General features: G+C 62.5%; 15 protein-coding genes, 1 tRNA gene and 1 pseudogene. 10 read left to right on the forward strand and 7 right to left on the reverse strand.

Going from position 1 to position 13728, the window contains the following annotated elements:
• Positions 1-10 precede the first annotated feature (10 nt).
• Entirely contained in the window at positions 11-892 is an 882-nt protein-coding gene (locus tag ACZ1HA_RS19610) for a LysR family transcriptional regulator (protein ID WP_472715094.1), read from the reverse strand.
• A 234-nt stretch (positions 893-1126) separates the two neighbouring features.
• Between ACZ1HA_RS19610 and ACZ1HA_RS19615 the strand changes: the two genes are divergently transcribed.
• Positions 1127-2008: an MBL fold metallo-hydrolase gene (locus tag ACZ1HA_RS19615; protein WP_472715095.1), complete on the forward strand. Its 882-nt coding sequence runs from the start codon at positions 1127-1129 to the stop codon at positions 2006-2008.
• A 68-nt stretch (positions 2009-2076) separates the two neighbouring features.
• Complete coding sequence (locus tag ACZ1HA_RS19620; protein ID WP_472715096.1) at positions 2077-2844, forward strand: nuclear transport factor 2 family protein; 768 nt, start codon at positions 2077-2079, stop codon at positions 2842-2844.
• 41 nt (positions 2845-2885) lie between these two features.
• Here the strand turns inward: ACZ1HA_RS19620 and ACZ1HA_RS19625 are convergent.
• Positions 2886-2960, reverse strand: a tRNA-Thr gene (locus tag ACZ1HA_RS19625).
• A gap of 86 nt (positions 2961-3046) precedes the next feature.
• Between ACZ1HA_RS19625 and ACZ1HA_RS19630 the strand changes: the two genes are divergently transcribed.
• The 8 genes and pseudogenes from ACZ1HA_RS19630 (at position 3047) to ACZ1HA_RS19665 (ending at position 8451) form a co-directional block, all read left to right on the forward strand.
• Positions 3047-3226 carry a hypothetical protein gene (locus tag ACZ1HA_RS19630; protein WP_375229027.1) on the forward strand — a complete coding sequence of 60 codons (180 nt, stop codon included), beginning with the start codon at positions 3047-3049 and terminating at the stop codon, positions 3224-3226.
• Between the two features lie 4 nt (positions 3227-3230).
• Complete coding sequence (gene murA, locus ACZ1HA_RS19635) at positions 3231-4499, forward strand: UDP-N-acetylglucosamine 1-carboxyvinyltransferase (protein WP_472715097.1); 1269 nt, start codon at positions 3231-3233, stop codon at positions 4497-4499.
• Entirely contained in the window at positions 4496-4963 is a 468-nt protein-coding gene (locus tag ACZ1HA_RS19640; RefSeq protein WP_472715098.1) for a DUF2948 family protein, read from the forward strand. The genes murA and ACZ1HA_RS19640 overlap by 4 nt, the downstream gene beginning before the upstream one ends.
• 73 nt (positions 4964-5036) lie before the next feature.
• A pseudogene (gene hisD / locus ACZ1HA_RS19645) lies at positions 5037-6339 on the forward strand (histidinol dehydrogenase).
• Positions 6340-6518: 179 nt separating this feature from the next.
• A complete protein-coding gene (locus tag ACZ1HA_RS19650) occupies positions 6519-6998 on the forward strand; it encodes a UPF0262 family protein (RefSeq protein ID WP_375229023.1) in 480 nt (159 codons plus the stop codon).
• Positions 6999-7460 (forward strand): arsenate-mycothiol transferase ArsC, encoded by a 462-nt coding sequence (locus ACZ1HA_RS19655; RefSeq protein WP_436398153.1) that lies wholly within the window; start codon positions 6999-7001, stop codon positions 7458-7460.
• Between the two features lie 7 nt (positions 7461-7467).
• Positions 7468-7860 (forward strand): ketosteroid isomerase-related protein, encoded by a 393-nt coding sequence (locus ACZ1HA_RS19660; RefSeq protein WP_472715099.1) that lies wholly within the window; start codon positions 7468-7470, stop codon positions 7858-7860.
• A gap of 3 nt (positions 7861-7863) precedes the next feature.
• On the forward strand, positions 7864-8451 hold the full coding sequence (locus tag ACZ1HA_RS19665; protein WP_472715100.1) for a GNAT family N-acetyltransferase: 588 nt from the start codon (positions 7864-7866) through the stop codon (positions 8449-8451).
• A gap of 7 nt (positions 8452-8458) precedes the next feature.
• Here ACZ1HA_RS19665 and ACZ1HA_RS19670 read toward each other — a convergent pair whose 3' ends face one another.
• From ACZ1HA_RS19670 to ACZ1HA_RS19690, 5 genes are all read right to left on the reverse strand, one after another.
• Entirely contained in the window at positions 8459-8842 is a 384-nt protein-coding gene (locus ACZ1HA_RS19670) for a putative periplasmic lipoprotein (protein ID WP_375229021.1), read from the reverse strand.
• A gap of 89 nt (positions 8843-8931) precedes the next feature.
• Complete coding sequence (locus tag ACZ1HA_RS19675) at positions 8932-10044, reverse strand: porin (protein ID WP_472715101.1); 1113 nt, start codon at positions 10042-10044, stop codon at positions 8932-8934.
• A 126-nt stretch (positions 10045-10170) separates the two neighbouring features.
• On the reverse strand, positions 10171-10647 hold the full coding sequence (locus ACZ1HA_RS19680; RefSeq protein ID WP_472715102.1) for an Hcp family type VI secretion system effector: 477 nt from the start codon (positions 10645-10647) through the stop codon (positions 10171-10173).
• 178 nt (positions 10648-10825) lie between these two features.
• A complete protein-coding gene (locus ACZ1HA_RS19685; RefSeq protein WP_472715103.1) occupies positions 10826-11869 on the reverse strand; it encodes a hypothetical protein in 1044 nt (347 codons plus the stop codon).
• 251 nt (positions 11870-12120) lie between these two features.
• Complete coding sequence (locus tag ACZ1HA_RS19690) at positions 12121-13686, reverse strand: hypothetical protein (protein ID WP_472715104.1); 1566 nt, start codon at positions 13684-13686, stop codon at positions 12121-12123.
• Positions 13687-13728: the final 42 nt, after the last annotated feature.

Genomic DNA, 13728 nt, shown 5'->3' on the forward strand with positions numbered 1-13728 from the left:
GCCTTTGGTTTCAACCGGTCTGCCCGGCCAGAAACCGCACGAAAAGCACCGTGAGTGTTTCTCTGCGGGACTGGTCGGGCCAGACCGCATGAAAACCCAGCGAGCGCAGCGACCAGCCGGGCAGCACATGCACCAGGTCGCCACGCTCAAACCCCCGCCGGGCCAGGTTTTCCGGAATGGTCGTCACGCCCAGCCCGCGTGCGGCGAATTCATAGAGCGCATCTGCCGTATTGACCGCCAGATGCGATTTCCCGGTGACGGTAACGCTCTGGCCGTCGCCGTTTGTCAGGGTGGTCTGGTCGGGGCGGATGGAAAACCGGATCCAGTCCCAGTTCTCCAGCTCTGACGGGTGTGCGGGCTGTCCCATGGCCGCGACATATTCTGCACCGGCCACCAGCAGCCGGTCCGCGTACCCGATGTTGCGGGTCATGAAATCGCTGTCCTGCAGCCACCCCGCCCGGATACCCACATCGAACCCATCACGGATCAGATCACGCGGCGTGTCTGAGAAGTCGAACAGCATGCGGATGCCCGGATAGGTCGCCGCGAACCGGGCGAAATCCGCCATCAGACCGGTCTGGGTCACGAAAGCGGGTGCCGTCACACGCAGTTCTCCCTGTGGTGCGGCACCGGCATTGCTGATGGCATCCAGACCATCCTCGGCCGCGGCCAGCATGTCCTGCGTACGCGTATGCAGAACCCGCCCTTCGTGGGTCAGCGACAGCTGCCGCGTCGTCCGGTAAAGCAGGGTGACCCCCAGATCCCGTTCCAGCGCCGAAACGATCTCGCTGACCCGCGAAGGCGCCATCCCGAGATCGCCGGCTGCAGCGCGGAAGGTGCCAAGCTCAACTACCCGGGAAAAGATTGCCATGGCGCGCAATTTATCAATCATTGTTCGTCTCAGCAGAATAGTGATGTCCGGACAGATCTACTTATGCAGATGCCTTCAGGTCAATAGATTTGAGGTCAGAGGGGCGCTGGCAAAGGGAAAACAGAATTCAGAAACGCGCCGGGAGGTGTTCAATTGTTCTGGAATCAAACGCAATGGCTTTGGCCCGGTGCCGGTGCTCTGTGCACGCCCCTTTGCCACACGCCCCGCCGACTGACACAAAAGAAAGGACGCAGAATGACCCAGACTTTCAACCGCCGGGACCTGATGAAAGGTGCCGCTCTGACCGCAGGTGCAATCGCTCTGATCCGTGGCGGCGTCACGCCACAGCCAGCGTTGGCGCAGGACGGGTTGCCGGCGGGCACCGTGGTAAGCTTCCGCAAGGGCGGCGTGGCTTTTCACACCTACGTTTCCCCGCCTCAGGCGGTGAATGTGACGGCCCATGTCATCGAACTCGGGGACCAGCTTCTGGTGGTCGACGCCACTATGCTGCCACCGACGGCGGCCGAACTGGGCGCACTGATCGCCTCGACGGGCAAGCCCGTGCACACCGCTTATGTCAGTCACGAGCATCCCGACCACTGGGGTGGCGTCGCGGCACTCGACACTGTCAGCTACCGCACCCTGCCGGAAATCCGTGACAGCATGCGCGCTGAGGCAACAGGCGGAAATTTCCCGGAGCCTGTCTCGCTGCTGAACGGCGCAGACCTGGCGCTGGGCACAACAGAGATCGGTGGCGTACCCGTCGAATTCCGGGCCTATGACAACGCAGAGGCCCCGAAAACAATCGTGGCGGTGCTGCCCGAACAAAAGGTCGCTGTGGTGCAGGACCTGGTCTACAACGGTGTCTATTTTGCGCCTGGCGTTGACCGGCAGAACTGGATCGCAACGCTGGAACAGCTCCGCGACGATCCGGCGTTTGAAACGCTGCTGGTCGGACATGGTCTGCCCACCAGCCGTGGCGAGCTGGACACGGCCATCGGCTATCTGCGCACCTTTGACGCGGCCTGGCAGGCCGGTGGCACACCCGAAGCGGTCAAAGACGCCATGATGGCGGCCTATCCCGGATACGAAGGCACCTTCCTTCTGGGGCTGATCCCGGAATACTGGGACAAATAAACGCCGGGCGCTCCGGCAGAGACCGGGGCACCCCATTGCTGACAACTCACGAAAAGGACACCGCAAAGATGGGCAGGGCACTGGACAACGTTCGGGGGATTTATCTGGAGGGTATTGCCGGCGGCGATGCCCGCGCGGCGGTGTACCGCTATACCGGTCACCGCTACACTCAGCATTCGACCGGCGTGGCGGACGGCCGCGAAGGGTTTCTTGCTTTCTTCGAGCCGTTTGTCGAACGGAACCCCAGGCGTGACATTACCATAAAGCGCGCGTTTCAGGACGGGCGCTGGGTGTTCTGCAGCGCATATCAGTCGCTGAATGACGGTGCAGCGCAATGGGTGACAATGGACCTGTTCTACACTGACGCGGACGGGCTCATTCTCGAACACTGGGACACGATTGCGCCCTATGTGGAAAACACGGTTTCCGGCCACGACATGGTCGCGGGACCTCAGACACCGGACCCTGCCGCAGATACAGAACAGAACAAGGAAACCGTGCTCGAGTTCACCAAACAGGTGCGCCAGACCGGGGATGTGGGGCAGCTGGACAGGTTTGTCGCCCCGGACCTGCTTCAGCATGCTCCGGGTATCCCCGATGGCCGCGACGGGCTGGCCGCCTGGCTGTTGTCAGATGCAGCGGGGTCCTATGAGATGCTGTTCCGGCTCATCGGCGCGGGCGATCTGGTCGTCACCTATGGCAAGCGGCATGCGCGCGGACGCGATATCGCTGTGTTTGATCTTTACCGTATCCGCGATGGAAAGATCGCCGAACACTGGATGAACGAAGAAGAAATCGGGCCACGCGACACCTGGGGAAATTCAGGCAAATTCTGACCCGCCATTCCGGGTGCCATGCTGAGCCTGGGGGGAAGACCTGGTGCTGCTGGAGAGAATTGAACTCTCGACCTCTCCCTTACCAAGGGAGTGCTCTACCTCTGAGCTACAGCAGCGCCGGTGTGGCGCGTGATTAGACGCAATCGGGCATTGGTGCAAGCCTAATCTGGACCCTCCGCGAGCCCTGCTGTAGACAGGCGCCATGGCAGAGAAAACCCCTTCAAAAGCCGCAGCAAAACCAGCGGATGCGCGCGAAGACCGCCTTAAGGCGGCGCTCAAGGCGAATCTTGCACGGCGCAAGGCGCAGACCCGCGCGCGTGCGGCCGGTCAGGGGTCAGAGGCAGGCACACCGGGAAACACCGGGCAGGAAAAGGACGCGTAGGCGCATGGATTCGATTCTGGTCAGGGGCAACGGCCCGCTTCACGGGCAAATTCCGATTGCAGGTGCCAAAAACGCCTGCCTGACGCTGATGCCGGCGACGCTGCTGTCTGACGAGCCGCTCACACTGATCAATGCACCGCGCCTGAGCGACATCCGCACCATGACGCAGCTGCTGCGGTCGCTGGGGGCAGAGGTGACGTCGCTGCAGGGCGGTCAGGTGCTGGCCCTTTCCAGCCACGACATCCACAACAAAACCGCCGATTATGACATCGTGCGTAAAATGCGCGCTTCTATCCTGGTGCTGGGCCCGCTGCTGGCGCGCTACGGCGAGGCGGTTGTGTCTCTGCCGGGCGGTTGCGCTATTGGTGCGCGCCCCGTTGACCTGCACCTGCGCGCGCTTGAGGCGATGGGCGCCACACTGGAACTGCGCGACGGCTATGTGCATGCCAGCGCGCCAGGTGGCCTTAAGGGCGGCACAGTGGATTTTGATTTTGCCTCGGTGGGTGCCACTGAAAACGCGCTTATGGCCGCAACGCTTGCCAAAGGCATAACCGTGATCCGCAACGCCGCGCGCGAGCCGGAGATTGTCGACCTTGCGCGGTGCCTGCGGGCCATGGGCGCACAGATCGACGGCGATGGCTCGTCTGAAATCACGATCCAGGGCGTTGATCGCCTGGGCGGCGCCACCCACACCGTGGTCACCGACCGGATCGAGCTGGGTACCTATATGCTGGCCCCGGCGATCTGTGGCGGCGAGGTCGAACTGCTGGGCGGCCGCATTGAGCTGCTGGAGGCCTTCTGCGAGAAACTCGACGCCGCCGGGATCACCGTGACGGAAACCGAAAAAGGTCTCTCTGTCACACGCGGCAACGGCGACATCCGCGCGGTGAACGTCACAACCGAACCTTTTCCCGGCTTTCCCACCGACCTGCAGGCACAGATGATGGCGCTGCTCTGCACGGCGAACGGGACCTCCGTGCTCGAGGAAAAAATTTTTGAAAACCGCTTTATGCACGCACCAGAACTGATGCGCATGGGCGCACAGATTGACGTCCAGGGTGGCACCGCCACCGTGACCGGCGTGCCCAAACTCAAAGGCGCACCGGTGATGGCCACAGACCTGCGCGCCTCCGTCTCCCTGATCCTCGCAGGCCTCGCCGCCGAAGGGGAGACCAAAGTGGCGCGCGTCTATCACCTCGACCGCGGCTACGAACACGTCGTGGGCAAACTGTCGGGCGTAGGCGCGAACATCGAACGGATCTCCGACACATGACAGACGCACGCTTTGAAGACGGCCGCGAGGCCCCGCTGAACCTCGGTGCGCTGGATCCCGATGACCTGCAGGTCATCTCCTCGCTCTGCCAGGATGCGGTATTCCCGGCCACGGAAATGACCTGGGACCGCCGCGCCAGCCGCTTCGGCCTGCTGCTCAACCGCTTCCGCTGGGAAGAGGGCGCCGCACACAGCGTTGCCCCGGAACGGGTCCAGACCGTGCTGGCTATCGACACGGTGCAGAGCGTTGCCACCAGCGGCATCGACCGCCGCGACGCCGACACCATCCTCTCGCTGCTCTCGGTCACCTTTGAGGAAACCGACGCACCGGCAGGTCACGTCCTGCTGACCCTGGCGGGTGACGGCGCCATAAGGCTCACCGTCGAAGCGCTCGAGGTCTCCCTCAAAGACGTGACCCGGCCCTACAGGGCGCCTTCACAGAAAACCCCCGGCCACCCGGACTGACGCCCGCTTCTTCTGGCCATAAATATCCCCGCCGGAGGCATGAAATCCTCCCGGCTTTCGCAAAAGGTACGACATGCCCGTTTTTCTGAACGCAGATGACACCGGCTTCGAAGAAGCCTTTGCAAAACTGCTCTCCGCCAAACGCGAGGACAGCCCGGATGTGGATGATACCGTCGCCGCGATCATCGCCGATGTGCGCGCCCGGGGCGATGCCGCCCTGCTGGAACTCACCGCGAAATTCGACCGTCTGACCCTGACACCTGACACCCTGAGGATCAGCGCGGAAGACATTGCCGCCGCCACGGCGGATGTGCCGGACGCCGAACGCACCGCCCTCGCTCTGGCGGCCGATCGCATCCGGGCCTATCACGAACGCCAGCTGCCCACAGATGCCGAATGGCAGGACGACGCAGGAGCGACGCTGGGCTGGCGCTGGACACCGGTGAGCGCTGCTGGCCTCTACGTGCCCGGCGGGCTGGCCTCGTATCCCTCCTCGGTGCTGATGAACGCCATCCCGGCCAAGGTCGCAGGCGTGCCGCGCCTCGCGATGGTGGTCCCGGCCCCCGACGGTGTCCTCAACCCGCTGGTGCTCGCCGCCGCCGAACTGGCAGGCGTGGACGAGATCTACCGCGTGGGCGGTGCCCAGTGCCGTGGCAGCGCTGGCGTACGGGACGGACACCATTGCACCCGTGGACAAAATCACCGGCCCCGGAAATGCCTTCGTGGCGGCCGCCAAACGGCGCGTCTTCGGCAAAGTGGGCATCGACATGATCGCGGGCCCCTCGGAAATCCTCGTGATCGCGGATGCCGACAATGACCCCGACTGGATCGCGCTCGACCTGCTCAGCCAGGCGGAACACGACGAAAGCGCCCAGTCCATCCTGATCACCACGGATGCCGCCTTTGGCAACGCCGTCGCCGCCGCCGTGGAAAAGCGCCTTGAGACGCTGGAACGCCGGGTCATTGCAGGGCCCTCCTGGCGCGACTTCGGTGCGATCATCACGGTGCCGGACCTCGCCACCGCCGCTGCTCTTTCGGACCGTATCGCGCCCGAACACCTGGAGCTCTGCGTGGCCGACCCCGACGCACTGTCCGCCCGGATCACCCACGCCGGCGCGATCTTCCTGGGCCAGTGGACGCCTGAGGCCATCGGCGACTATGTGGGCGGGCCGAACCACGTGCTGCCCACGGCACGCTCCGCGCGGTTCTCATCGGGCCTCTCGGTGCTCGACTTCATGAAACGCACGACGCTGGCACGCATGACGCCCCAGGCCCTGCGCGCGATTGGTCCTGCGGCGGAAACCCTGGCACAGTCGGAATCGCTGGAGGCGCACGGCCTGTCCGTCACGGCGCGTCTGAAACGCCTGAATGACTGAGCAGGGCAGCTGACGGTTGCCCCGGGGCAGGGCGTGCGCTGCAGCGTTTCGGCTGTAAATCGTGCCGCCTGGTCGCCGCCTCCCGCTGTGCCTGAACACGAAAAACGATATTTGGTGCTTCAACGCAAACCCGAAACGCTTTAAGCAACAGCGTCACGTATCGTATCAGAAGTTCCGCCATGTCCCGTATTTCACAGATTGAGCTGGACGACTCCGGTCTCCCGCCCCCCACGCCCGAAATTGAACAGGAGCGGAAGGTCGCGGTCTTTGACCTGCTGGAAGACAACACATTCGTGCTGCCCCAGCGGGACGGCCGCATGGTCCCGGACGGTCCCTACCGCGTGGGCCTTGCGATCCGCGATAAACGCCTCGTGTTCGATGTGAACACCGAAGCCGATGAAAAGGCTGCGGAATTCCACCTCTCGCTCGGGCCGTTCCGCCAGGTGGTCAAGGATTACTTCCAGATCTGCGAGAGCTATTTTGAGGCCGTGAAAAAGCTGCCGCCCAGCCAGATCGAGACGATCGACATGGCGCGCCGGGGCATCCACAACGAAGGCAGCCGTGTCCTGCAGGAACGTCTCGAAGGCAAGGCCGAGGTGGATACCGACACGGCCCGCCGTCTCTTTACGCTGATCTGCGTGCTGCACTTCGGGGGCTGAATGACGGAAACGATGCCACAATCGGTTCTGTTCTGTTGCGATCACAACGCAGTCCGATCCCCCATGGCCGAAGGCATCATGAAAAAACTCTATGGCACCGGCACCTATGTCCAGTCTGCCGGTGTCACCAATGATATGGAAATCGACGGGTTCTCCATCGCCGTCTGCCAGGAGATGGACGTGGAACTGTCCCGCCACCGCTCGCGCAGCTTTGACGAGATGGAAAACTGGGGCGACGATCTGGGCTCCTTTGATCTGGTGATCGCGCTCAGCCCGGCCAGCCAGCGGCGCGCGCTGGAACTCACGCGCTACTACAGCCTCGATGTGGAATACTGGCCGATCCTCGACCCCACGGGCCTGGGCGAGACGCGGGATGCGAAGCTGGTCAGCTACCGCCAGGCCCGCGACCAGATCAAAGAGCGGCTGATCGGCCGCTTTGGCCCCCCGACAGAGATGATATGAGGCGCGCATGGCAGACGTGATCCGGCGCTATTTTGAGGCGTTCAATGCAGGCGACACAGACGGCATGCTGGCCTGTCTGACCGATGACGTGGCGCATCATGTGAACGAAGGCGGCGTGCGCCACGGCAAAGAGGCTTTTGCAGAATTCTGCGCCCATATGACCCGCTGCTACCGCGAAAACCTGACGGACATGGTGATCTTTTCCAACCCCGAAGGCACGCGGGGGGCTGCAGAGTTCACGGTCAACGGCACCTATATGGGCGATGACGAAGGTCTGCCCGAAGCTACGGGCCAGGCTTACGTGCTGCCCGCAGGTTCCTTTTTTGATCTGCGCGACGGGCTGATTTCCCGGGTGACCACCCGCTACAATCTGTCGGACTGGATCCGGCAGGTGTCCTGAGCCGTGGCGCTCGACTACCGGCTTCTGGCGGGCGCTGATCTGTCCTCGGCTATTGATGATGTGGCGGCCCTGCGTATCGCGGTCTTTGCGGAATGGCCTTACCTTTACGACGGCGACATGGGGTACGAGCGGGACTATCTCGCACCCTATCTGTCCAGTGATGCTGCGACCGTCGTGGGTGCCTTTGACAGGGACAGACTGGTGGGCGCTTCCACCGCTTTGCCGCTGACGGAGCACTCGGATGACTTCAGCGCCGCCTTCACAGGCACCGGTTTTGACCTGTCTGACCTCTATTACTGCGCGGAAAGCGTCCTTTTGCCGGAGTACCGTCACCAGGGGGCCGGGCATCGTTTTTTCGATGAGCGTGAGGCCCGCGCGCGGGCGCTGGGATTTTCATGGAGTTGCTTCTGTGCTGTGACACGGCCCGATGCGCATCCCGCGCGCCCTGCGCATTACCGCCCGCTTGACGGTTTCTGGCGCGCCCGCGGGTACCGCCCCGTTCCTGGAGCCATCGCGCATTTTTCGTGGAAAGATACCGGCGAAGCGGATGAAACCGAAAAACCGCTTCAGTTCTGGATCAGACCACTCTGACCCCGCTTCAGGTGCTGCTGCAGAGCAGTTCCGCCTGATCGGCAAAACGGCTCCAGTGTTCCCAGAACCGTTCATTGTCGGGCGAATCCGACACTTTCATGGCCTGCACCCGGTCCGGATCGCCGAAAAAGGCAGCGCCCCGCCGTTTCTCAGAAGGGGTAAGCGTCCGGTTCGCCACCGCCTGCACACAACCGCACCGCGCGGGGCTGGCCGCCCGTCTGTCGTCCTTCAGGCAGGCGTTTGAGATCAGTCCGGAGGCGAATTGCGGCGCACCGCCACTGGCAGGGATGAACACCGCACGCTGCTGGCTCACGGGCGAGCTTGTGGTGCCGGGGGCACTGCAGGCAGCAAGCAGAAGGGACAGGCAGAACGCAGCAGCGGTTCGGGTCAAAGCAAAGCTCCGGGTCAGGTGTCTGATCAGCAGCTTTTCTTATGACCCATGATACGGATTTCCGCAATCACGCCGCAGCACGTGCGCGCTCAGAAGCGCCAGCGCGCACCGACAAAGATCACATCCTGATCCTGCAGGTCCGCGCCGGTACCATCGAGGCTGAAGGTGCGGTAGCTGGCGTAAAACTCGGTGTTGATGCTGTCGACCTTCTGGACAACGGCGATGCCGACGGATTCAGATTCCGACCCGGTCACGGCAAAATCCTCGCCCGAATAGTAATCAACGGACAGACGCGTCTCGCCCGCTTCGATCCAGTCGCGCTTCAGACCGGCCTTGACGTAGTAATAGCTGTCGTCGCCTTCCTGCTGACGGCCGCTGGCCACCGCCAGGTTGAGACCTGTCGCCTTGTGCAGAACCGCAAAGGAGCCCAGCAGCAGTTCCTCGTCAGAATCGCGGATCGAATACCCCAGGCGTCCGGCCACGTGGTAGGCACCGTAGTCTTTGTCGTACTTCAGCCCGATGTCGTAGAATTCATCGTCATTGCCGCTCGTCAGCACTTCTTCGCCGGCTGAAACGATCAGCCAGAAACCGTTGTACTGCGGGGTCTCATAGTGAATGCGGAACCGGCGCCCGCCGTCAAAAGCGTTGAACCCATCGCCGATGGTCGTGCCCGATCCGCCGCCCGAGGCCAGCTGGAATTCCTGGTTGCCAGCCTGGTCCTGCAGACTGGAATAGGCAATGACCGACGTGCCGGAGAAATCCGCTTCGGCAAGACCATCGGTTGCAATGCTGCCCTGACCGAAGGACAGGGTGCCCCAGGACGGTGACCGGTAGATCACCTCAAATTTGCGCAGTTCCGTACGGCGGTAGGACTGGTCGAAACTGTCATCGGCGTCACTGATCGAGCTGGAACCGGTGAACCCGAGCGCTGTCTCAAAATGGAACCGGAATTCCCCGCCATTGCCCGTGCTTTGCTTGTAGATCAGACCGATCCGGCTGTTGGAATTGTCGTTGTCGGTAAAGCTGGTGTTGGACCCTGCGCCGTTATCGACGTTGATGAACCCAAGGTTCAGATGGCCGTAAAAATCCAGTTCCTGGGCGGCGGTTGCCGCGGGAAGTGCCAGACAGAAAAGCCCGGCGGGAAGAGCGGCAGTGCGGATAAGGGCAGGGTGGGTCATGGGGTGCCTTTCGGGGGAGAGCATGTGCATACACCTTACGCGTGTATTGCGGGATGGCAAACTCACAATGCCAGGAGCCCGGTGCGCGAACGCACAGGGCTGTGGTCACTAATTATAGACTGAATGGTTCCAAAGTTCCCCAGGCGAGTGTCACCCGCCGAGATGAACCTCATGCTCTTCGGTGCCGTCGCCGGTGTCGTTCAGCTTCGAATACTGAATTTTCACCTTCTCGAACTCCAGTTCGATACGTTCATAAAGGGTGCTGTCTGTGACCTCGGCCTGTTCGTTGCCAAAACCACAGGCGGTGATCACCACATTTTCCATTGTAATAACAAGGTAGTCGAGGTTCGCCTCACCACTGTCCTTGCGGACTGCCAGCGTCATTTCGGCGAACCGCTTCCCCTTCCACACGGCCTCGGCCAGATAAGGCGACGCGGCATCCACGGCCTTATGCACCACCAGCGGGTCAATATCTGCGCGCGCACGGGCACGGCCCCGCCCGACGGGACTGGCCGCCATCTGCCGGACATCAAACTGTATCCCCCAGACGTCGATTTCATCCTCATGTTCGGCCCGCTGGCTCTCGCCGGGTATTTCCTCGATCTTCAGGTATCCTGTCAGTGGCATCATACTCTCCCTGTTAACTACTACCTGTACGGGAGGTTAGCGGGATCACAGCGCGCCTACTGTGATCTGGATCACAGAACGCCGAACCGATGGAGCTGGCGCGCGAGAACCGGGGGTGGAAGCAAAGCGCCCGTCCCGTGGGGGCGGTTCGGGCGCTGCCTAATCGCAGATTGGGCACTTATGCGTCCGGAGGTGTTGAAGCGTTGTCCAGAATGGCCTTCGCGGCCTGGCCGGGTTTCATCTGATTGCTGATCAGTCCGCCCACAATGCCTCCAGCGCCAGCGCCCATCGGTCCGCCTATCAACGTACCCAATCCGGTGCAGCCCAGAATAATAGCAACCGGCACTGTTGCCTCGGCGGCGTTTTCCGGATCTGCATACCGTTTTGCAACCCCGGGAACGAGAGATTTGTACGCGTGAAACCACCGAATTATGGCGCCGGCTTTTTCTGTTTCGATTGCGTCGCTTTCGTCGGGTAGGATGCCAAGCAACTCGACAAGTTTTCCTGAGAGTTCGTCGATGAACTCAAGCAAACCGGCGCGTAACTCTGGCTCCAGACCATTCAATCCGCGGATGTGTTCGCGATACTCAGAAAGTTGTTCCAGAAGGCTTGCGACCGTCAATGCTATGGCATCGCGGTTCTGTGCGATCTGGGTTTTCACTGCCGCCAAATGCTGATCTGTCGGCTCCTGTGCGCCACCATCGGACTTCTCGGATGGTCTTGATTTATGGTCTTTGCGGATTTCGGCGATCCGCCCGGCAACCACAGCCTGCCCGGCCTCCCATTCCTCTTCTGTGATCTCCGTCGCGATCCGAAAGATCAGATCCCAATCCATTGGCGTGCCGTTCAGGATGCCTTCGTACCATTCGATCCAGAAGGACCAGTCGGCGTCATCTGCAGCCCATTGCACTATGAGCGCTGCCCATCCGGCTTTCAGCCCTTCCGGTTGATCGACTCCTGTCCAGAGTGGCCCCCGGGTTCGCGGCAATGCCGTGTCGGAGTCGGCGGCGGAGTAGGCGGAGTGAGTGGAGTAGGCGGCGGAGTGGGCGGCGGAGTAGACGGCGGAGTCGGCGGCGGAGTAGGCAGCGGAGTGGGCGGCGGAGTAGGCAGCGGAATGGGCGGAGTGGGCGGCGGAGTAGGCGGCGGAAAAGGCGGCGGAGTTGGCGGCGGAGTGGGCGGCGGAGTTGGCGGCGTTGGCGGCGGAGTGGGCGGCGACCTTCAACCTGTCCTCCTCTGCGGCTGGACATGTGGCCGCAGCCGCAGAGGTGAGTATCGCCCGAAGGCCCGTAAAAGCGAGTCCGCCAGACGTCGCATCACTGTATACTCCCAGCCCGGGCAATCCACGCAATGCACAGCGCACGGCAAACCAGACCTGCGTCTGATGATCCTGGGTCTCCAGCCAAGCGTGCGCACTGTCCTCATCCGTTATCTCTATACGTTCAGCCACCCAGGCACCTGAAGCTCAAAAACACCTCACACCCCACCACCCCAGAAGGCCAGCAGTTCAAGCCACTGGCGGTACCAGACCACGCTCCAGGCGAGGCCAAGGTTCCACAGCACCATGAGCGCCCCGGCGATTGCGCCAAAGACAAGTGCCAGGCACCCGGTCCAGAGCGCGCCCAGCACGAGGGGCGTGCTCACGAGTGGCCAGGTTTTGCCGGCCCGTGCGGCATCAATGCGCGCGCAGAGATTTTCGCGCCAGCGCATCGGTGTCAGCGCCTGCAGGCTGAGCGCTGTAATGCCTACATGCACGATGCTGGGCAGCAGGGTGGAAAAGAGCATCAGGTAGAGCCACCAGTAGCGGCTGATGTTCCAGGTCGAGTCCAGCAGGATTTCGAGGTCGATGAACGGTGTGCCCGACAGCCAGTCCAGCGCCACAGTGGTGCAGATGAGGGTGCTGCCGGCGGCCATGAAGGTAAGAAGGGCGACCGCAATGTCAGCAAGCGCCCAGAAAAATGCGTTCCCCTGCTGGCCGCGCTGCACAAAGGCGAGTGTTACGGCGAAGCTGATGACGTCAAAGACCGCATTCACCACCGGGGCGACAATCAGCACCAGAATTCCGATACGGATTGCGTTGCTCCATTCACCGGTTTCTCCGATCGGCACAAAGATCACAGTTGCGATCATGGCTGCAACCGGAATGCACAGCGCCAGCGCGCCGGCTGTGTCAGCGCTGTTGCGGCTGCGGAACGCATCCACGGCAATCAGGTAAACAAGGGCGGATACCAGCGCGATGACGGTGGCCGCGAAAAAGGCGGCGGGCCCGGGCAGTAAACTCTGCAGTGCCAGGCCCAGTGGCCCGGTCAGCGCGAGTACTGTGGCCACGGCCATTGCGGGCACGCCCGCCAGAAACCCGGAGAAGGCCCAGAGTGCGGCAAAGCTGACGGCCAGAATGGCCGATGTGGTGAACCAGGGGAAATCCATATAGATCAGGATTGTGCCCCCTACGCCAAAGGCGATCAGATCCAGATATCCGGCCACGCTTTTCAGGGTGCCGCGCATATGCCGTTCGCCGATGGTGATGTAGTGCGGTCCGCCCGCGATCAGGGCGATCACTGCCAGCGCCAGTGGTCCGGTCCACCAGGGGGATGCGGTGCTGATGACGATGGTCTGTCCGAGGATGACATTCTGGCCTGTCGTGCCCCAGAAAAGCAGCATAGTGAACAGGGGATAGATCACGGCCAGCAGCAGGGCCCGGTCCAGCAGCCCGAACGTCAGCGCATGGCGCAGAAGTGCCGCAGCCGGCAGTGTCCCGTCGCCGGGTGGTTCTGTGCGGATCCAGCGGTACGCCCGTGACAGCAGATAGCTGAGCGCGCGGCTGCGGGCGTCGCGGAAACTGCCGCTGCGCAGCGAATCCTTCAGCCCGCGGGACTGTGCGCTGCCCCCCATGCGCAGCATCGCGGCAATAACAGCGCAGGCAAAGACCAGACCCAGCAGCGCCAGCACCAGAGCCGCGCCACCCGGGCCCGCAAGAATGACCGGCACGGCCAGCGCAACCAACACCAGCGCTACGGCCGCAGGCAGCAGCTCAGCTCTCATGCCCGCGCCCGCGCCGGGCAGCTGATTTCGCCCACAGAACCA

The organism is Roseobacter sp. S87 (assembly GCF_055693285.1).